Origin of the sequence: Mesorhizobium loti R88b, assembly GCF_013170845.1 — a bacterium.
GTDB classification, from domain to species: Bacteria; Pseudomonadota; Alphaproteobacteria; order Rhizobiales; family Rhizobiaceae; genus Mesorhizobium; species Mesorhizobium loti_B.
Map to the genome: position 1 here is coordinate 1,038,696 of NZ_CP033367.1, position 18,119 is coordinate 1,056,814.

Sequence of the window (18,119 nt, forward strand, 5' to 3'; positions counted from 1 at the left end):
ATTTGGGATCGTCCCCCGCATCGACCAAGCTACACATACATTAGCTATTACTCAACTAAGACTGAAGTCCCAGCCGTCGGGGAACGCCTGAAAATCCGGGGAAAAGCGCGTGGCGCTATCCAAGGGAATTGCATAAAAGCCAACGAGAAGGGCGCTCAGCCGCCCAACGCCTCGCACACCAGGCGTGCGGTCTCGGCGCCGGAAAAATTCTGCTGGCCGGTGATCAGATTGCCGTCACGTATGGCAAAGCCGCGCCATAAGCCTGCCTGGACATAATTGGCGCCGCTTGCCTTCAGCTCATCCTCGATGCGCCACGGCATCAGGTGGCTGCCAGGCTGGAGCGCGCCTATCTCCCAGGTTGCCTTGTCGGCGAAATCCTCCTCGGCATTGGCGAAACCGGTCACCGTCTTGCCGGCAACGAGCAGCCAGCCGTCAGCGCGCCTGGCGTAACGCAGCAGCGCGGTGCCGTGGCAGAGCGCTGCCGCCACCTTGCCCGCTTCATGGAAGGCGACGAATATTCTTTGCAGCGTTTCCGCGCGATCATAGCTGAACATCGGCGCCTGGCCGCCGGCGACGACGATGGCGTCGAAGCTGTCGACGTCGATCTCCGCCACCGGCCGCGTGGTTTCCACCAGAGCCGCCAGTTTCGGGCTCGACAGGAAGCCGAGCGAGATCAGATCGGTTTCGGAATAGCCTGAAGCGTCACGCGGATCGCTCAGCGCGTCGGCCTCGCATCTGCCGCCTTCAGGCGAAAAGATCTCCACCGCATAGCCGCGTTCGGTGAAGGCGAACCACGGATGCGTCAGCTCGCTCCACCAGAAGCCGACCGGCCATCCGGTCGTGGTGGAGACGGCCGGATTGGCGATGACGATCGCCAGACGCTTCGGCCTCAGCGCATCGACCGGATTGGCATCCCTGACACTCATCTTGGCTCTCCCTTATGAAGCTTTCGCCGACAATGCTGGACCTTGGGCCGGACCATGCAATCTGGCCATATGGCGGGGCAAAATCCGCTTCCGTCGCGGCGGCGCCATGCCTAGGATCGGGGCATGACCCAACGCGGAAGACTCTATGGCTGCCCGGTCGAGTTCGCGCTCGATGCGCTCGGCGGCAAGTGGAAAACAGTGATCATCGCGCGGATCAAGCAGAACCCGCTGCGCTATTCCGAATTGCGCCGGCTGATCCCGTCGCTGTCCGACAAGATGCTGACGCAGCGCCTGGCCGATCTGGTCGAGATCGGCTTCGTCGTGCTGGAGACCTCGCCCGACGGCAAGGCGCGCTATGCTCTGACCGGTCGCGGCCACGATCTCGCAGCAGCACTCCAGGCGCTTTACGACTGGGGCAGCGAGCACGGCCGTGCGGAGGGTGTGCGCTTCCGCACCGACATTGATGTCGCCGCCTGACAAAGCGTCTATCTCCCGCCTGCGGCCAGCGCGCCGCAAAAGCCGGCGACATCTGACATGACGGCTTCGCCGAGATAACGCAGCGTCGCCATCGAGCGATCGCGCGCTTCGCGATTACCGAAGCCGCAGGCGTCCTCGATCACCACGGCCACAAAACCGTTGTCGCTCGCCTGGCGGACGGTCGGCTCGATGCCGATCTCCATGGCGATGCCGGCAAGGGCAATGGCGCGCACGCCGCAATCGCGCAGCGCAAAACCGAGCGCCGTGGACTCGAAGGCCGACATGGTCAGCTTGTCGAAGACGGCTTCGTTGGCGCGGGGCGCGAGTTCGGGGACGATCCCGGTCGCATCCGTGTCGCGCAAAAACCAGGGATCGACCATGTCGGGGCTGTCGCGCCGCTGCCAGGCCATGGCGGTGCGCAGCTGGGTGGCGCCCATCCATTTGCGCGGCAAGGACAGATGGCGCGTGAACGCCACCCGCATGCCGGCCGAGCGCGCGGCTTCGAGCACGATGCCGGTGCGTTCGACAATCTCAGCGGCGCCGGCAAGCTGGCGGCAAATGCCGACCTGCATGTCGTAGACCACCAGCGCCATGCGGTGCGGTTCGCACCATTCGACCAGGCTGGTCGGGATCTCGATGCCTTCGCTGGACCGGATCATGCCGCGGTCCGGTCCCAGGGCTTGGCGATGTCGACGCTGGGATCGAACAGATATTCGAGCGGCAAGGGTGCTGAGTCGAAGGCGAGGAACTGCCACTCCAGCAGCCCGGCCTTCGACAGCGGAAAGTCGTCGGTGTAGCGCCTGGCTTGCTCGACGCTGTCGAGTTCGAAGACGATGATGACGCCGCCGACATCGGCGCGCGCATAGTTCTCGCGCACGATGCCTGCCTTCCACAGCCGCCAGACATTCGATACCTCATCGCGCAGATAGGGTTTCAGATCGTCGAGGGTGACGCCGGGCTTGAAGTTGTCATAGGCAATGATCTTCATCGGCTGTCTCCTCTTGGGGTGTCAGGATCGCGCGGTCCGCCTGTTTCGGCTGGCATCCCGTTCGGCTAGCATGTTGAAAATGGCGGCTTCAACGAACGAGATGGTTCGTTGAAGCGGTGGGCCGAATGCCCTTTCGTGGCGCGGCATCCGGTGGGAGACAAGAGAATGGCTATCGAGCGGCTGAACCCGAAGGGGATGCACAGCAACCCGGCCTATTCGCAGGGCGTGGCGCTGCCGGCCTCGGCGCGCATCGTGCTGATCGGCGGCCAGAACGGCGTTGATGCCGATGGCCAGATCGTCGGCAAGGGCGACATCGCGGCACAGACCAGGCAGGCGCTCGCCAATCTGGCGATGGTGCTCGAAGCCGGCGGCGCCAGGCCGGAAAACCTCGTGCGGCTATCGATCTACATTGTCGGCGACGCCGACATCAGGCCGGCCTTCGGCGTCTGGATGGCGTTCTGGGCAGATCGAGGACCACCGCCGGTGGTGACGGGCATCCGCGTGCTCGGCCTCGCCAATCCGGATTTCCTGATCGAGATCGAAGGCCAGGCCGCGGTTGAGGCATAATAGATCAGGCACCTCTTGGAATTTCATTCCCCGTCTGGCCGGCTGATTGGCACGTTCTATCTTCTTTCCCGCGACAAACGGCTGGAAAAGGAGCTACGCTGCCGCTCCGCCGGCTCAATCAAAAAGTAGAGCATGATGTCGTCCGAAAACCGCTTCACACTTTTCGGCATCATGCTCTGGACGGTCGCTTGATCAGGGAGCTTCGATATGAGCGAGCACGGAAAAGCTGCGCCAGGCAGCACCCCCTCGGACGGTCCATCGTCCCGGCTGCGCCCACCCTATGCGTCGGTTCTCGACCTCATCGGCCAGACGCCAGTGGTCGAGCTGACCAAGTTCGACACCGGCAAATGCCGGCTGTTCATCAAACTTGAAAGCCAGAATCCGGGCGGCTCGATCAAGGACCGCATCGCGCTGTCGATGATTGCCGCCGCCGAGAAAGAGGGCAAGCTGAAGCGTGGCGGCACCATTGTCGAGGCGACGGCCGGCAATACCGGCCTCGGCCTTGCCCAGGTCGGCATCCCCAAGGGCTACCGCATCGTGCTGGTCGTGCCCGACAAGATGTCGCGCGAAAAGATCCAGCATCTGCGCGCGCTGGGCGCGGAAGTGCGCATGACGCGCTCCGATGTCGGCAAGGGCCATGCCGAATATTACCAGGACATGGCCGAGAAGATCGCGGCGGAGGTGCCCGGCGCCTTCTACGCCAACCAGTTCGCCAATCCGGCCAACCCGCTGGCGCATGAGACGGCCACCGGCCCGGAGATCTTTTCCCAGCTCGATGGCGACGTCGACGCGGTGGTCGTCGGCGTCGGCTCGGGCGGCACGCTGACCGGGCTTGGCCGCTACTTTGCGAAAGTGTCGCCGAAGACCGAGATGGTGCTCGCCGACCCGGTCGGCTCGGTGCTGGCGCCATTGATCAAGACCGGCAAGATGGAAGAGGCCGGCAGCTGGACAGTGGAAGGCATCGGCGAGGATTTCGTGCCACCCAATGCCGATCTGTCCTTGGTCAAGAAGGCCTATTCGATCACGGACAAGCAAAGCATGCTGGCAGTGCGCGACCTGCTGTCCCGCGAAGGCATCCTGGCCGGTTCGTCGTCGGGCACGCTGCTGTCGGCCGCCTTGCGCTATTGCCGCGAGCAGACCTCGCCCAAGCGCGTCGTCACCTTCGTCTGCGACAGCGGCAACAAGTACCTGTCAAAAGTGTTCGACGATTTCTGGCTGGCCGAGCAAGGATTGGCCGAGCAGGAACATCATGGCGATCTGCGCGACCTGGTGATGCGTTCGCATCGCACCGGTGACACGGTCTCTGTCGGCCCGGACGAAAGCCTGCTCAACGCCTATGGCCGCATGCGCCGCTCGGATGTGTCGCAGCTGCCGGTGCTCGACAATGGCAAGCTCGTTGGCATCGTCGACGAAAGCGACATACTGGCCAAGGTCGAGGGTCCGCATGACGGCCGCTGGGAACGCTTCAACGGCCCGGTGCGCACGGCGATGACCTCCAATCTGCACACGCTGCAGGCCAGCCAGACGCTGGATGCGCTGCTGCCGGTGTTCGACCGCAATGAGGTCGCCATCATCTTCGACGGCGACGAGTTCGTCGGCCTGATAACCCGCATCGACCTGATCAACCATTTGAGGCGCGCCCGATGACCAAACATACCCCGCCAGTCGGCAAAAACCGCCTGGCCTTCTCGACGCGCACCATCCATGGCGGCCAGAGCCACGATCCGCTGACCGGTGCCGTGATGGTGCCGATCTACGCCACCTCGACCTTTGCCCAGCAATCGCCCGGCGTGCACAAGGGTTTTGAATATGCCCGCAGCCAGAACCCGACGCGCTTTGCCTTCGAGCGCGCGGTGGCCGATCTGGAAAGCGGCTCGGCAGCCTTCGCCTTTGCCTCCGGCCTGGCGGCGATCTCGACGGTGCTGGAACTGCTCGATAGCGGCGCCCATATCGTCGCCACCGACGACATCTATGGCGGTTCCTTCCGGCTGATGGAGCGGGTGCGCAAGCGCTCTGCCAATCTGCAGGTCTCCTTCGTCGACTTCACCGACCTTGCGGCGGTGGAAGCCGCGATCCGGCCGGACACGAAACTGCTGTGGGTCGAGACGCCGACCAATCCGCTGCTGCGCATCGTCGACCTCGAAGGCGTCGCCGCGCTCGCCAAGCGCAAGGGCATCCTGTCGGTTGCCGACAACACGTTCTGCAGCCCCTATATCCAGCGGCCGCTGGAACTCGGCATCGATATAACAGTCCACTCGACGACCAAATATCTCAATGGCCATTCCGACATGGTCGGCGGCGTCGCCGTGGTCGGCGACAACAAGGATCTCGCCGCCCAGCTGAAATTCCTGCAGAACGCCATCGGCGCCATTTCAGGCCCGTTCGACAGTTTTCTCGCGCTGCGCGGCCTGAAGACGCTGGCGCTCAGGATGGAGCGGCATTCCGACAACGGCCTGAAAATCGCGCAGTGGCTGGAAGCCCGCAAGGACGTGCGCCGGGTCCTCTATCCCGGCCTCGCCAGCCACCCGCAGCACGCCATCGCCGTGCAGCAGATGCACGCCTTCGGCGGCATGATCACGGTTGTGCTCGACCGCGACCTTGCCGGGACAAAGCGCTTCCTCGAACGCACGCAATTGTTCACGCTGGCCGAGAGCCTCGGCGGCGTGGAGAGCCTGATCGAGCACCCGGCGCTGATGACGCATGGGTCCATTCCCGCCGAGAAGCGGGCGGAGATCGGGATTTCGGATTCGCTGGTGAGGTTGTCGGCGGGGATCGAGGATGGCGATGATCTGATTGCGGATCTGGAGCAGGCGCTGGGGGGATGAAGGCGCTATGATTGGCTATCGGCCCGGTTGACCCCTAAGGCGATTGGCCCGAAATGTAGCGCCCATGGCCACGCGCGAACCCGAAAAACCCACCGAACCCCTGACCTTCGCGGTGCTGGTGTTTCCCGGCTTTCCGATGATGGCGTTCAGTTCCGTCATCGAGCCGCTGCGCGCCGCCAATGTGCTGGCGAAGCGGCAGTGCTACCGCTGGATCATAGTCGGCGGCACGAAAGGTTCGGTCGAGGCCTCGAACGGCGTCGTCATCCAGCCGGGCTTTTATGCCGAGGATGCGCCGAAGGTCGACCGCATCGTCGTCTGCTCCGGTGGCGATGCCGATCACCTCGTCGCCGAGGACGCAGCGAGCTGGATCCGCCGCAGCCTGCGCAATGGCGCCCATATCGGCGCGGTGGCGGATGCGGCGTTCTTCCTCGCCCGCGCCGGCCTGCTCGACGGCCATGCCTGCACCTTGCACTGGACCAGCCAGGCTGCCTTCACCGAGGCGTTCCCCAACATCGAGCTGCGGCGCGACCTCTATGTCATCGACCGCAAGCGTTTTACCTCGGCCGGCGGCGTCGGCAGCCTCGACATGATGCTGGAGATCATCACCCGGGATTACGGCGCCGAGCTTGCCGCCGGTGTTGCCGAATGGTTCGTGCACAGCCAGTTGCGCTCCAGCGTCGACCGCAAGCTGATGCCGCTGCGCCTGCGCACCGGGGTGCAGAACGAGCTGGTGCTGTCGGCGATCGCCATCATGGAGGACGCAGTGGAGGAAAGGCTCGGCATGGCCGAGCTGACAGCGCGGCTCGGCGTGTCGTCCGACAAGCTGGAGCGCTCCTTCCGTTCCGAACTCGACATCTCGCCCAATGGTTACTATCGGAGGCTCAGGCTGAAACGCGCCGCCGATCTCCTGGCGCATTCGACGCTCGCCGTACGCGACGTGGCGCTGGCCTGCGGCTTTGCCTCGATGTCGAGCTTTGCCCGGGCGTTTCGCGAGGAGCATGGGCATCCGCCGAAGCTGGCGCGGCGGCATTAGGCGTTCAGGTGGCCGACGACGCGCAAACCTTGTTCGGTAACTTCGATGGGAAAGCGTTTGCCGGTGGCATCGATCACTGCGCGAATAGCGTCTACGTCTTGTGAGAGGAGCGCCGGGGGCACATTGTTTGGTCTTTTCTCGACCACAGTTCGCCGGAATTCAATCCACTCTATCTCGACCAATGGATGGACATTCAAGGGCCATAGATCCACGTAGGCATGGGGTGGGTATAAACCGGGAAACACTGGTGACCACTCTTGACTATCGCCGACAAACTTGACTGCGATTCCCTTGATATCGACGCCAGAAGCTTCCAATGCCTTGAACAGAATGCGCCATTTTGTATTGGACATGAGCGAAGCCGAATAATTCCGCGCCACCTCTTTCCTGGCGCTGAGCCGTAGCGCATTCATGTCTATCGCTGGTTCTCTTCTTTTTGGCACGATTTGAGCTCCAATAGTCATGGATATATTCGCTGAGTTGGAATGCCTCCACAATACCGGTGAATGGCCCGATCACCTTTTGATCATATGGGGAGACTGACGGGGGGTTTGCTCAGGTCACGCGACACTCGCGACTGACGGACTGCAAAGGGTCGAGCTCGATCGTTCGTGTCTGTCGGTTCTAACCGAGGTTGTGGCGGCATCCCGCACAACAAACGCGGTTTTCCGCACAATGGCTTCGCCCCACCTGCGCCATGGTCTGACCTTGCAAACCACCCAAGGCCAGGCACCCCATGAGCATCGTCGTATTCGAACCTGACAGCACCGACGACGTCGACTTCAAGGATCGCATGCGTCACCCCGCGGCGGCCGATCCTGCCGGCGGCATGTGGCTGTCGGACACCGAGCCGTCCTTCATCGATGCAGACGCCTTGCGCAAAGGCCGGCTGGCAAAACTGCGCGGCTGGATGCGCGACGCCGGCTATGGCGGCGTGGTTCTGTTCGACCCCTACAATCAGCGCTACGCCACTGGCTCGCGCAACATGTTCGGCTATTTCCTGCGCAACTCGACCCGCTATTTCTTTATCCCAACCGAAGGGCCGATCGTGCTGTTCGAGTATCCACAGAGCTACCATGTCTCCATGGTGCTCGACACGATCGACGAGGCGCGTCCGTCCAAGCTGGTGTGGTCGTCGGTCTCCGGCCGCGACGACGAAACCGCCGGCCCCTTCGCCGACGAGATCACCGAACTTTTGAAGAAGCATGGCGGTGGCTCGATAAAGCTCGGCCTCGACCGCTGCAGCCATTTGCAGGCGCTGGCGCTGGAAAAGCGCGGCTGCGAGGTGCGAGATTGCCAGGGCGAGATCCTGGCGGTGCGCGCGGTGAAGACGCCGGAGGAAGTCAAATGCCTGCAGGTGTCGATGGCCGGCGCCGAGGCCGCCGTCTATGCCGTTCGCGAGGCGATCAAGCCCGGCGTTTCGGAAAACGATCTGTTCGCCATCATGTATGGCGAGGTGATCCGCCAGGGCGGCGAGTTCATCGAGACGCGGCTGTTGACCTCCGGCCAGCGCACCAATCCGTGGTTCAACGAGGCGAGCGGCCGCAAGATCCGGCCCGGCGAACTCTTGGCGCTCGATACTGACACGATCGGCTGCTACGGCTATTATTCGGATTTTTCGCGCACCTTCCGCTGCGGGCCGGGCAAGCCGACGCCCTACCAGAAGTCGCTCTACCGCATGGCGCACGACCAGGTTCAGCACAACATTGGCATCGTCAAACCCGGCATGGCGTTCCGCGAGATCGCCGAGAAGGCCTGGACGATCCCGGACCGCTTCGTCGACCAGCGCTACACCTCGGTGATGCACGGTGTCGGCATGCATGGCGAGACACCGTTCATCGCGCATGCCATGGATTACGAGACCTATGGCCGTGACGGCCATATCGTGCCAGGCATGGTGGTGAGCGTGGAAAGCTATATCGGCGAGAAGGGCGGCCGCGAGGGCGTCAAGCTGGAGGACGAGATCCTGATCACCGAGACCGGGACAGAGCTTCTGTCGCGCTTTCCCTATGAGGACGAGTTTCTGGAGACGCAGGTTTGATGCCTACTGCCCACCTCGGTGACGTGGCCTTCGCGACCGGCGCAGCCTCCTCCCATCGCTTCGTCATCCTAGGGCGGAGCAAGGAGCGCAGCGACGCGGCGCAGACCCTAGGATCCATGCCGGGACTTCGAAGCGTCGCAACGGTCCAGAATTCTGCACCGCCGCACCCGTCAGCAGCGTCACGGCATGGATCCTCGGGTCTGCGCGTCCGCTTCGCTCCCGCTCCGCCCGTGGATGACGAAGTCGCATGAAAGCCCCCATCACCATCAAGCGCGGCACCGTGGCCGCAATCTTCATCGACCTGCAAGAGGAGCACCGGCAGGATCCGCGCTATCTGGTCGAGGGCTATGGCGACATCCTCGCCAACGTCCAACGCCTGCAGGCGGCGGCGCGCCAAAACCATGTGCCGCTTTATCATTGGGCCTACATCGTCGATCTCGACAAGCAAGATCGCCCCTTCCATCCGCTCGATGCCGACGGCAAGTCGGCCTTTTCCGACAAGAGCGATCCGCTGACCGAGATCTGCCATGAGGTGGCGCCGGCCAAGGGCGAGGCGCTGCTGATCAAGGCCGAGGCCAGCGCCTTCCGGTCAGGGCCGGCCGCCGATCAGCTCAAGGCTTCCGGCGTTGAATGGCTGGTTGTTGCCGGTGTCTGGACCGAGGCCTGCATCGACGCCACCGTGAAAGACGCGGTGGCCAGGGGATTTCGCGTGCTTCTGGTGAAAGATGCCTGCGGCAGCGGCAGCGCGGCCATGCATCAGACCGGCATCCTCAACTTGGCCAACCGGCTCTATGGCGGCGCGGTCACCGACACGGACGGCGCCTGCCGGCTGCTGGCGGGCGAGACGGTCACCGTCTGGCAGGTCGAAGGCTCGGTGCCGCTGCGCTTCGGTTTCGACAATGCCGCGCAGCTTTACGCGGATCTATGACGGGGCGGCGCGGCAAATACGAGACCCGGCTCGATCCTGGCGTCTGGGCCTATATCGATGCGGTGAATGCCTGGTATCCGCCCGAAATCATCGGCCTGCCGATCGACAAGCAGCGCGAAATCTATGACCGGATGTGCCGCGCCTTCCACCAGGGCCGCCCTTCCGGGGTCAAGGCCAGCGACGGCCTGATCGCCGCTTCCGGCCACGGCGTCCCGATCCGGCACTACCAGCTTGCCGGCAAAGCCGGGCGGGCCATGGTGCTCTATTTCCATGGCGGCGGTTTTATCCTGGGCGGGCTCGACGGCCATGACGACATCTGCGCCGAGCTCTGCGCCGGCACCGGCTTCGACGTCGTGTCCGTCGACTACCGGCTGGCGCCGGAGCACGTCCATCCCGCCGCCTTCGACGATGCGCTGATCGCTTTCGAATGGGCGGCGGCGGCGTCAGGTCTGCCGCTCGTGCTATGCGGCGAGAGCGCCGGCGGCAATCTGGCCGCGGCGGTGGCGCAGGCTGCGCGCCGGCGTGCTGCGATCGGCCAGGTGCTGATCTATCCCGGTCTCGGCGGCGACGAGAGCAAGGGTTCTTATGTCGAACATGCCGAGGCGCCGCTGCTGTCCCTCAGTGATATCGCCTTCTACCGCGATGTCCGCTCGGCCAAGCGGCAATCGCCTGATGATCCGACATTTTCGCCACTGCGCGACAGCGACTTTTCCGGCCTGCCGCCGACGGTGATCTTCACGGCCGAATGCGACCCGCTGTCATCCGATGGCGAGACCTATCGCGACCGCATCGTTTCGGCCGGCGGCCGAGCGTGGTGGTACGAGGAGCCGCGCCTGGTGCACAGTTTCCTGCGCGCCCGCAACACGGTGCCCACCGCAGCGGAAGCTTTTGCGCGCATCATCGCGGCGGTGGCAGCGCTGGGGCGGGGCGAGTGGCCGTATTGAGGGCCGCGCCCTACGACGAGCTTCGGATCAACCGGCTTTCAGCCACAGCGCCTTTTCGCCGAGCGTGGCGACCATGGCGGCATGCGCGGCCCGTTCGGCCTCGCTCAGGCGCGGTGCCAGTGGCGCCGGGCGCTGGGCGACGATGATCTCGATATGGCGGACATTCTCGCCCTGCGCCGGCGCGGTGGCGCTGTCGAGGATGAGCGCCGCCTGCTTGCCGCCGATCAGCTCGATATAGACCTCGGCCAGCAGTTCGGAATCGAGCAGGGCGCCGTGCTTGGTGCGCTTGGTGTTGTCGATGCCGTAGCGCCGGCAGAGCGCGTCGAGCGAATTGGGACCCATCGGATGCTTGCGCCGCGCCAGCGCCAGCGTGTCGACAATAAGGCCGGGGTCGACATTGGGATGACCGAGCCGACCGAACTCGACATTGAGGAAGCCGATATCGAAGGTCGCGTTATGCGCGACCAGCTTGGCGCCGTCGGTGAAGTCGAGCCACGCCTGCGCGATGTCAGCAAAGCTTGGCTTGCCCTCAAGATCCGCCGCGCTGATGCCGTGCACCGCCTGCGCCTCGGCGTGGATCGCGCGGCCTTGCGGATTGATATAATGGTGGAAGGTCCTGCCGGTCGGGAAACGATTGACCAGCTCGACGCCGCCCAGCTCGATCACGCGGTCGTCGCGCGAATCAAGGCCGGTGGTTTCGGTATCGAAGATGATCTCACGCATCGAATCAGGTGCTCCTGGGGGCAGAATCACGAGACCGGAACAAAATGGCAATGGGCAATGCTGACACGGTGGCGTCAGTAACCGGCTTCGCCGGACTTATCCCCGGAGTTCCGCAATGATCGCATCAACGGCAGCACGCGCAACATCCAGCCCCTGGCCCGTATCGATGACGAAATCCGCCAGCCTGCGCTTCTCCTCATCCGGCACCTGCTTGGCCAGGATCGCCGCCAGTTTTTCCTCGGTCATGCCAGGCCGGGCCAGCACGCGCTGGCGCTGGATATCGGCCGGAGCGGTGACGACGACGACCTTGTGAACCCGGCCGCGCCCACCGGTTTCGAACAGCAAGGGTATGTCGAGCACGGCGATCGATTCGCTGGCGTTACGATGCTTGGTCAGAAAGGCATCCGCGTCGGCACGCACCAGCGGATGGATGATGGCTTCCAATGCCTTCAACGCGGCGGTATCGCCGAGCACACGCGCGCCGAGTTTTGCCCGATCGACCACGCCGGCAACAGTCGTTCCGGGAAACGCCGCCTCGACCAGAGGTGCCGCCACGCCGGAATAAAGGCGATGCACGGTCTCGTCGGAATCGTGGACCGGCACGCCGGCCTCGGCAAACATCTTTGCCGTGGTCGACTTGCCCATGCCGATCGAGCCGGTGAGACCGAGCACGATCATGGTTTCGGCACCAGATCCGCCTCGATCAGGGCGCGCAGTTCGGGCGTGACCTGCGGCCTGACGCCGAACCAGTGTTCGAAGCCAGGCACGGCCTGGTTGAGCAGCATGCCGAGTCCGTCGACCGTCTTCAGCTTTCTTGCCCGCGCAGCAGTGAGCAAAGGTGTTTCAAGCGGCACATAGACAAGGTCGGTGACGACAGCGTGGTCCGGCAGCAGGGCCGGATCGGCCGGAAGGCCTTCATTGCCAACCATGCCGAGCGCGGTGGTGTTGACCAGCAGCCCGGCGTCAGTCAGCAGCTCGCTGGTCGCCGCCGTGCCATGTGCCGAGACACCGGCGCCGAAACGATCCCGCAATTCCTGTGCCCGGGCGAGCGTGCGGTTGACGATGCGGATGTCAGCGACACCGCGTTGCTTCAGCGCCTGGATGACGGCACGCGACGCGCCGCCGGCACCGAGCACGACTGCCGGGCCCGTATTCGCCCAGCCCGGCGCATAGTCATCGAGGTTGGCGGCAAAGCCGTGGCCATCAGTGTTGCCGCCCCACAGCACGCCATCCTCGAGCCACAGTGTGTTGACGGCGCCGATCTCATCCGCCGCCCGGTCGCGGCGTTGGACAAGAGCGAAGGCGGCTTCCTTGTGCGGGATGGTGACATTGCCACCCCGAAAACCGTTGGCCTGCAACGTGCCGATGAATTCGGCAAAATCCTGCGGCGCCACGTCGATCGCCTCGTAGCTGCCGTCGATGCCATGTTTGGCCAGCCAATGGCCATGGATCTTCGGCGAGCGCGAATGCTTGATCGGATGGCCCGTGACAAAGGCCTTGTTTGCTGCCTCAGCCATCGATCGCTCCAAGTGTGCGAAGTTCGGCCAGCAGCGGCAAAAGCGGCAGGCCGACAATGGTAAAATGGTCGCCTTCAATCTTGTCGAAAAGCTGGATGCCTTCGCCCTCGATCTGGTAGGCGCCGACACTGGCCAGCACCTTGGCGCCGACACGGGCAAGATGACGGCCGATAAAGCCGGGGTCGAGCTTGCGCATGGTCATGGAAGCGATGCCGACATGGCGCCACAGCACCTCGCCGTCCCGCATGAGCACCGCAGCGCTGTTGAGCTGGTGGGTCTTGCCGGACAAAGCCAGCAGATGGCGGCGCGCGCCTTCCATGTCGGCCGGCTTGTGGAAGACTTCGTCGCCGAGCGACAGCGTCTGGTCGCAGCCGAGCACCAGGGCGCCAGGCTTGCGCTCGCTGACCTCGGTGGCTTTGGCTTCGGCCAGGATCGCGGCAACGTCTTCGGGCGAGACGCCTTGCAAAGGCGCTTCGAGCGCGCGCTCATCGACATCGGCGGGGACGGCTTCGATGGCGACGCCGGCATGGATGAGCATCGCCTTGCGGAAGGGGCTGCCGGAAGCGAGGATGATGGTTTCGGTCATGGACTGTGCGCCTGATTACCCGTCTGGTTGCCGTCGAGATGTTTACCCAAGTAGAAAACCGTTGTGCCCGTCGGCCACTGTAACGGCATGGATCCTAGGGTCTCCGCGACGGAGCTTCGCTCCTGCTCCGCCCTAGGATGACGAAGGCGCGATGGTTCATGGCCAATCACCAACGTTGGAGATCAGCAGACGACCCTCTCTTCGTCATCCTAGGGCGAAGCAAGGAGCGCAGCGACGCGGCGCAGACCCTAGGATCCATGCCGCGACCTTCGAGCTGTGCGGCGGTGGGCATTGGCGACGCGCAGCCCGGCTCCATTACCTATTCTTCCCTCTCAGGGCAACGATGGCCGCCGCCGTTTCCTCGATCGAGCGGCGGCTGACGTCGATCATCGGCCAGCCGTGGCGGGTGCAGATCTGGCGGGCGTAGGCGAGCTCCTCGGTGATGGAAGCGCGGTCGACATAGTCGGTCGCTTCATAAGAACTGCTGTTGCCAAGAATGCGGTTCTGCCGGACATGCGAGATGCGCTCGGCGGTGGCGATCAGCCCGACGATCAGCGGCGTCTTGGCGGCGACAAGGCTCTCCGGCACCGGCACGCCGAGCACGATCGGGATGTTGGCGGTCTTGATGCCGCGGTTGGCTAGGTAGATGCTGGTCGGCGTCTTCGATGTCCGCGAGATGCCGATCAGCACGACATCGGCATCGTCCATGTTGAGCGGCAGCTGGCCGTCATCATGGTCCATGGTGAAATTGAGCGCATCGATGCGGCGGAAATATTCGGCGTCGAGGACGTGCTGGGCGCCGACGCGCCGGCCGGCCGGCGTGCCGAGATAGGACTGGAACACGGTCAGCACCGGCTCCAGCACCGACACGCAGGGCAGGCCCATTGTGGCGCAGCGCTCGTCTATGCCGCGCGCAAGCTTCTGGTCGACGACCGTGTAGAGGATAATGCCCGGCTCCTCCTCGATGTCCTCGAACACCTTGGCCACCTGCTTTTCGGTGCGGATGAGCGGGTAGATGTGTTCGATGGCGCGCGCGTCCTTGTATTGCGCCGAAGCCGCGCGGCCGGCGGCGAGCAGCGTTTCGCCGGTCGCGTCGGAAATCAGATGCAGGTGAAAGAAGCTCTGGGGTTTGTTCACAGGGTTCACCTGGGGCTGTGGGCGGATGTGGATAAACCGGGACAGAAAGAGGGGCCGGTCGGAGGCGACTGTATCAGATGGCAGTTTGTCCACAATTCGCTGTGCTGTCAGCTTCGTCGGGCGGCTGGGGACAAGTCCGGGGACCGGTTTCTTTGCCCTGCTTCTGTCCACAAGGCCGACTTTTGCCGGGGCGTCCTAACGCGTTGACTCTGGTAGCGGATTCCAAACTATCCCCAGAACCCTACATCCGGGAGAAAGAAACGCGCGACAATATGCTTGCTGGTGTTTTTCGGGGCAAAGCGGGACAGGTGACAACCACCACAACCAACAGACTCTTAGAATCAGAAGAATCTTAGATATAAGAATCTTTAAGATTATAGGGAGGCTGGGAGAGGCGAGATCGATGCCCAAAAGCCGGATCATGCTGGACGTCCTGAAAGGCGAAGCGGTGTTTCCGCCTCCGCTCTGGATGATGCGTCAGGCCGGACGTTATCTGCCGGAGTATCGTGAGACGCGCAGGCGCGCCGGTTCGTTCCTCGACCTCTGCTATGATCCCGACCTTGCCGTCGAAGTGACATTGCAACCGATCGAGCGCTTTGGCTTCGACGCATCGATCCTGTTCTCCGACATCCTTGTCGTTCCGCATGCGCTTGGCCGCGATGTGCGCTTCGAAGAAGGACGGGGCCCGCTTTTGACACCGATCTCCGCGCCGGAGATTCTGGCTCTGGAAAGCGATGTGTTTCACGTGAATCTCGAACCGGTCTACGAGACGGTTCGCCGGCTGCGCTCCAAACTGCCTGAGGAGACGACCCTGATCGGCTTCTGCGGCGCCCCGTGGACGGTGGCGACCTATATGATAGCGGGCCATGGAACGCCCGACCAGGCGCCGGCACGGTTGTTCGCCTATCGCGAGCCGGTGGTGTTTCAACATCTGCTGAAAGTGCTTGCCGACAATTCCGCTGCCTATCTGATCCGCCAGATCGAAGCGGGCGCAGATGTGGTGCAGATTTTCGATTCCTGGTCCGGGGTGCTTGATGATGCCTCGTTCGAGCAGTTTTGCGTTTGGCCGGTGGCCGAGATCGTCAGGCAGGTTCGGGCCGTCCATCCCGATGTTCCGATCATCGGCTTTCCCAAGGGCGCCGGCGCTCGCTACCGCACCTATCGCCAGAAGACCGGCGTAACGGGTCTGGGGATCGACTGGACGGTGCCGCTGGTAGCAGCGAAGGACTTGCAGCGCTCTGGTGCCGTCCAGGGCAATCTCGATCCCTTGCGCCTCGTGGCTGGCGGCAAGGCGCTGTCGGATGGTGTCGAGACGATCCTTAAAGCGTTGGGAGACGGGCCGCTGATCTTCAATCTTGGCCACGGCATCACGCCGGAGACGCCGATCGCGCATGTCGAAGCAATGGTGAAACAGGTTCGGAGCGCGACACGCTGATGGCTCAGTCAAACAACACGGGCAACGCCGGCAACAGCACCGGCCAAGCGATGATGCGGATGACCGTCGGTATCGGCGTGCTGGTCGTTCTCACCGCGCTTTTGTTTTTCTTCGCCCCGGAGAGTTTCTATCCCTGGGCGAAGGCGATCCATATCCTCGCCGTCATCTCCTGGATGGCCGGCATGCTCTATCTGCCGCGCCTGTTCGTCTATCATGTCGATGCCGAGAAGGGTTCGGTGCAGTCGGAGACTTTCAAGGTGATGGAGCGGCGCCTGCTGCGCGGCATCATCAATCCGGCGATGATCGTGACCTGGGTGTTCGGCCTGTGGCTCGCCTGGAAAGTGTTTGGATTCCAAGGCGGGTGGCTGCACGCCAAGATCGGCTTGGTGCTTCTGTTGTCCGGCGTTCATGGCTATCTGGCTGGCGCGGTGCGCAAATTCGCCGAGGACCGCAATGAAAAACCGGCAAGGCACTGGCGGATCGTCAACGAGATCCCCACATTGCTGATGATCGCAATCGTGATCCTGGTTGTCGTCAAGCCGTTCTGAGCCTTTATCGGTCTCACAAAACGCGGCTTGCTCTTTCACCCGACCGACGATAAAAGACGGTCTTCCTTCCCGTCATGCGCCGCCCCTCATTGCTTTCGGCCGCGCCCGGCATTTGTCGCATCCCGTCGATATCCTCCCAAAGCCTGCCCAGACTCCATCTATTCAAGGTCCGTTTATGCAAGAAATGAAACTCGCCGAGTTCAAGAACAAGAAACCGCCAGAGCTGATCGCTTATGCCGAATCGCTCGAGGTCGAGAACGCCAGCGTCATGCGCAAGCAGGAGCTGATGTTCGCGATCCTGAAGAAACTGGCCGCCCAGGACGTCGAGATCATCGGCGACGGTGTGGTCGAAGTGCTCCAGGACGGGTTCGGCTTCCTGCGCTCGGCCAATGCCAACTATCTGCCAGGTCCCGACGACATCTATATCTCGCCGTCGCAGATCCGGCGCTTTTCGCTGAAGACCGGCGATACGGTCGAAGGACCGATCCGCAGCCCGAAAGAGGGCGAGCGCTATTTCGCACTGCTCAAGGTCAACACGATCAATTTCGACGATCCCGAAAAGATCCGTCACAAGATCCACTTCGACAATCTGACGCCGCTTTACCCGACCTCGAGGCTGAAGATGGAGATGGAGGTTCCGACCTCCAAGGACATCTCAGCCCGCGTCATCGACCTGGTGGCGCCGCTCGGCAAGGGCCAGCGCGCCTTGATCGTGGCGCAGCCGCGCACCGGTAAAACCGTGCTGCTGCAGAACATCGCCCACTCCATCACCACCAACCATCCCGAATGCTACCTGATCGTGCTGCTGATCGACGAGCGGCCGGAAGAAGTCACCGACATGCAGCGTTCGGTGAAGGGTGAGGTTGTGTCCTCGACCTTCGACGAACCGGCGGTGCGCCACGTCCAGGTCGCCGAAATGGTCATCGAGAAGGCCAAGCGCCTGGTCGAACATGGCCGCGACGTCGTCATCCTGCTCGATTCCATCACCCGTCTCGGCCGTGCCTACAACACCGTGGTGCCGTCATCCGGCAAGGTGCTGACCGGTGGTGTCGATGCCAACGCTTTGCAGCGGCCGAAGCGCTTCTTCGGTGCCGCCCGTAACATCGAGGAAGGCGGCTCGCTGACCATCATCGCCACCGCGCTGATCGATACCGGCAGCCGCATGGACGAAGTCATCTTCGAGGAGTTCAAGGGTACCGGCAATTCGGAAATCGTGCTCGACCGCAAGGTTGCCGACAAGCGCATCTATCCGGCCATGGACATCCTCAAGTCCGGCACCCGCAAGGAAGACCTGCTGGTCGCGCGTTCCGACCTGCAGAAGATCTTCGTGCTGCGCCGCATCCTGGCGCCGATGGGAACGACCGATGCGATCGAGTTCCTCATCGACAAGCTCAAGCAGACCAAGACCAACGCGGACTTCTTCGATTCGATGAACACGTAAGGT

At 63.1% G+C, this 18,119-nt stretch carries 20 protein-coding genes; 11 read left to right on the top strand and 9 right to left on the bottom strand.

Annotation, left to right across the window (positions count from 1 at the left end; all coding sequences use genetic code 11):
- Positions 1-155 precede the first annotated feature (155 nt).
- Positions 156-926 carry a type 1 glutamine amidotransferase domain-containing protein gene (locus EB235_RS04955; RefSeq protein WP_027032068.1) on the bottom strand — a complete coding sequence of 257 codons (771 nt, stop codon included), beginning with the start codon at positions 924-926 and terminating at the stop codon, positions 156-158.
- 123 nt (positions 927-1,049) lie between these two features.
- On the opposite strand from EB235_RS04955, the gene EB235_RS04960 reads away from it, so the two are divergent.
- The gene (locus EB235_RS04960) at positions 1,050-1,403 is read left to right on the top strand and encodes a winged helix-turn-helix transcriptional regulator (RefSeq protein WP_027032067.1); all 354 of its coding nucleotides are present in this window, start codon (positions 1,050-1,052) and stop codon (positions 1,401-1,403) included.
- Between the two features lie 8 nt (positions 1,404-1,411).
- Here EB235_RS04960 and EB235_RS04965 read toward each other — a convergent pair whose 3' ends face one another.
- Together EB235_RS04965 and EB235_RS04970 are read right to left on the bottom strand one after the other, a co-directional pair.
- A complete protein-coding gene (locus tag EB235_RS04965) occupies positions 1,412-2,062 on the bottom strand; it encodes a cysteine hydrolase (RefSeq protein WP_027032066.1) in 651 nt (216 codons plus the stop codon).
- Positions 2,059-2,391, bottom strand: coding sequence for a hypothetical protein (locus tag EB235_RS04970; protein ID WP_027032065.1), 333 nt, complete (start codon positions 2,389-2,391; stop codon positions 2,059-2,061). The genes EB235_RS04965 and EB235_RS04970 overlap by 4 nt, the downstream gene beginning before the upstream one ends.
- A gap of 165 nt (positions 2,392-2,556) precedes the next feature.
- Between EB235_RS04970 and EB235_RS04975 the strand changes: the two genes are divergently transcribed.
- The 4 genes from EB235_RS04975 (at position 2,557) to EB235_RS04990 (ending at position 6,816) form a co-directional block, all read left to right on the top strand.
- Positions 2,557-2,958, top strand: coding sequence for a RidA family protein (locus tag EB235_RS04975; RefSeq protein WP_027032064.1), 402 nt, complete (start codon positions 2,557-2,559; stop codon positions 2,956-2,958).
- Between the two features lie 207 nt (positions 2,959-3,165).
- A complete protein-coding gene (locus tag EB235_RS04980) occupies positions 3,166-4,605 on the top strand; it encodes a pyridoxal-phosphate dependent enzyme (RefSeq protein WP_027032063.1) in 1,440 nt (479 codons plus the stop codon).
- A complete protein-coding gene (locus EB235_RS04985; RefSeq protein WP_027032062.1) occupies positions 4,602-5,783 on the top strand; it encodes a trans-sulfuration enzyme family protein in 1,182 nt (393 codons plus the stop codon). Before EB235_RS04980 ends, EB235_RS04985 begins: the two co-directional genes overlap by 4 nt.
- Before the next feature lie 64 nt (positions 5,784-5,847).
- A complete protein-coding gene (locus tag EB235_RS04990; protein ID WP_027032061.1) occupies positions 5,848-6,816 on the top strand; it encodes a GlxA family transcriptional regulator in 969 nt (322 codons plus the stop codon).
- Here the strand turns inward: EB235_RS04990 and EB235_RS04995 are convergent.
- Positions 6,813-7,280, bottom strand: a complete 468-nt coding sequence (locus EB235_RS04995) for a DUF6678 family protein (RefSeq protein WP_155256439.1) — start codon at positions 7,278-7,280, stop codon at positions 6,813-6,815. The genes EB235_RS04990 and EB235_RS04995 overlap by 4 nt on opposite strands.
- A gap of 272 nt (positions 7,281-7,552) precedes the next feature.
- Here EB235_RS04995 and EB235_RS05000 point away from each other — a divergent pair, with 272 nt between their 5' ends.
- The 3 genes from EB235_RS05000 (at position 7,553) to EB235_RS05010 (ending at position 10,729) form a co-directional block, all read left to right on the top strand.
- Positions 7,553-8,857 carry a M24 family metallopeptidase gene (locus tag EB235_RS05000; protein WP_027032059.1) on the top strand — a complete coding sequence of 435 codons (1,305 nt, stop codon included), beginning with the start codon at positions 7,553-7,555 and terminating at the stop codon, positions 8,855-8,857.
- Positions 8,858-9,104: 247 nt separating this feature from the next.
- The gene (locus tag EB235_RS05005; protein WP_027032058.1) at positions 9,105-9,785 is read left to right on the top strand and encodes an isochorismatase family protein; all 681 of its coding nucleotides are present in this window, start codon (positions 9,105-9,107) and stop codon (positions 9,783-9,785) included.
- The gene (locus tag EB235_RS05010) at positions 9,782-10,729 is read left to right on the top strand and encodes an alpha/beta hydrolase (RefSeq protein ID WP_027032057.1); all 948 of its coding nucleotides are present in this window, start codon (positions 9,782-9,784) and stop codon (positions 10,727-10,729) included. The genes EB235_RS05005 and EB235_RS05010 overlap by 4 nt, the downstream gene beginning before the upstream one ends.
- 27 nt (positions 10,730-10,756) lie before the next feature.
- On the opposite strand, the gene dnaQ is transcribed toward EB235_RS05010, so the two are convergent.
- The 5 genes from dnaQ to EB235_RS05035 form a co-directional block, all read right to left on the bottom strand.
- On the bottom strand, positions 10,757-11,452 hold the full coding sequence (dnaQ, locus tag EB235_RS05015; protein WP_027032056.1) for a DNA polymerase III subunit epsilon: 696 nt from the start codon (positions 11,450-11,452) through the stop codon (positions 10,757-10,759).
- A 96-nt stretch (positions 11,453-11,548) separates the two neighbouring features.
- Positions 11,549-12,130: a dephospho-CoA kinase gene (gene coaE / locus EB235_RS05020; protein ID WP_027032055.1), complete on the bottom strand. Its 582-nt coding sequence runs from the start codon at positions 12,128-12,130 to the stop codon at positions 11,549-11,551.
- Complete coding sequence (locus tag EB235_RS05025) at positions 12,127-12,969, bottom strand: shikimate dehydrogenase (protein WP_027032054.1); 843 nt, start codon at positions 12,967-12,969, stop codon at positions 12,127-12,129. The genes coaE and EB235_RS05025 overlap by 4 nt, the downstream gene beginning before the upstream one ends.
- Positions 12,962-13,555, bottom strand: a complete 594-nt coding sequence (locus tag EB235_RS05030) for a Maf-like protein (RefSeq protein WP_027032053.1) — start codon at positions 13,553-13,555, stop codon at positions 12,962-12,964. Before EB235_RS05030 ends, EB235_RS05025 begins: the two co-directional genes overlap by 8 nt.
- Before the next feature lie 315 nt (positions 13,556-13,870).
- Positions 13,871-14,803, bottom strand: a complete 933-nt coding sequence (locus tag EB235_RS05035; RefSeq protein WP_432431179.1) for a pyruvate, water dikinase regulatory protein — start codon at positions 14,801-14,803, stop codon at positions 13,871-13,873.
- Between the two features lie 292 nt (positions 14,804-15,095).
- Here EB235_RS05035 and hemE point away from each other — a divergent pair, with 292 nt between their 5' ends.
- The 3 genes from hemE to rho all read left to right on the top strand — a co-directional run bounded on the left by hemE (position 15,096) and on the right by rho (position 18,116).
- Positions 15,096-16,127 carry a uroporphyrinogen decarboxylase gene (hemE, locus tag EB235_RS05040; protein WP_027032051.1) on the top strand — a complete coding sequence of 344 codons (1,032 nt, stop codon included), beginning with the start codon at positions 15,096-15,098 and terminating at the stop codon, positions 16,125-16,127.
- A complete protein-coding gene (gene hemJ, locus EB235_RS05045) occupies positions 16,127-16,675 on the top strand; it encodes a protoporphyrinogen oxidase HemJ (protein ID WP_027032050.1) in 549 nt (182 codons plus the stop codon). Before hemE ends, hemJ begins: the two co-directional genes overlap by 1 nt.
- 175 nt (positions 16,676-16,850) lie before the next feature.
- Entirely contained in the window at positions 16,851-18,116 is a 1,266-nt protein-coding gene (gene rho / locus EB235_RS05050; protein WP_027032049.1) for a transcription termination factor Rho, read from the top strand.
- Positions 18,117-18,119 lie beyond the last annotated feature (3 nt).

Coding starts and splice junctions, on each gene's coding strand:
- EB235_RS04955 (WP_027032068.1), bottom strand. CDS start 926: ATGAGTGTCAGGGATGCCAATCCGGTCGATGCGCTGAGGCCGAAGCGT.
- EB235_RS04960 (WP_027032067.1), top strand. CDS start 1,050: ATGACCCAACGCGGAAGACTCTATGGCTGCCCGGTCGAGTTCGCGCTC.
- EB235_RS04965 (WP_027032066.1), bottom strand. CDS start 2,062: ATGATCCGGTCCAGCGAAGGCATCGAGATCCCGACCAGCCTGGTCGAA.
- EB235_RS04970 (WP_027032065.1), bottom strand. CDS start 2,391: ATGAAGATCATTGCCTATGACAACTTCAAGCCCGGCGTCACCCTCGAC.
- EB235_RS04975 (WP_027032064.1), top strand. CDS start 2,557: ATGGCTATCGAGCGGCTGAACCCGAAGGGGATGCACAGCAACCCGGCC.
- EB235_RS04980 (WP_027032063.1), top strand. CDS start 3,166: ATGAGCGAGCACGGAAAAGCTGCGCCAGGCAGCACCCCCTCGGACGGT.
- EB235_RS04985 (WP_027032062.1), top strand. CDS start 4,602: ATGACCAAACATACCCCGCCAGTCGGCAAAAACCGCCTGGCCTTCTCG.
- EB235_RS04990 (WP_027032061.1), top strand. CDS start 5,848: ATGGCCACGCGCGAACCCGAAAAACCCACCGAACCCCTGACCTTCGCG.
- EB235_RS04995 (WP_155256439.1), bottom strand. CDS start 7,280: ATGACTATTGGAGCTCAAATCGTGCCAAAAAGAAGAGAACCAGCGATA.
- EB235_RS05000 (WP_027032059.1), top strand. CDS start 7,553: ATGAGCATCGTCGTATTCGAACCTGACAGCACCGACGACGTCGACTTC.
- EB235_RS05005 (WP_027032058.1), top strand. CDS start 9,105: ATGAAAGCCCCCATCACCATCAAGCGCGGCACCGTGGCCGCAATCTTC.
- EB235_RS05010 (WP_027032057.1), top strand. CDS start 9,782: ATGACGGGGCGGCGCGGCAAATACGAGACCCGGCTCGATCCTGGCGTC.
- dnaQ (WP_027032056.1), bottom strand. CDS start 11,452: ATGCGTGAGATCATCTTCGATACCGAAACCACCGGCCTTGATTCGCGC.
- coaE (WP_027032055.1), bottom strand. CDS start 12,130: ATGATCGTGCTCGGTCTCACCGGCTCGATCGGCATGGGCAAGTCGACC.
- EB235_RS05025 (WP_027032054.1), bottom strand. CDS start 12,969: ATGGCTGAGGCAGCAAACAAGGCCTTTGTCACGGGCCATCCGATCAAG.
- EB235_RS05030 (WP_027032053.1), bottom strand. CDS start 13,555: ATGACCGAAACCATCATCCTCGCTTCCGGCAGCCCCTTCCGCAAGGCG.
- hemE (WP_027032051.1), top strand. CDS start 15,096: ATGCCCAAAAGCCGGATCATGCTGGACGTCCTGAAAGGCGAAGCGGTG.
- hemJ (WP_027032050.1), top strand. CDS start 16,127: ATGGCTCAGTCAAACAACACGGGCAACGCCGGCAACAGCACCGGCCAA.
- rho (WP_027032049.1), top strand. CDS start 16,851: ATGCAAGAAATGAAACTCGCCGAGTTCAAGAACAAGAAACCGCCAGAG.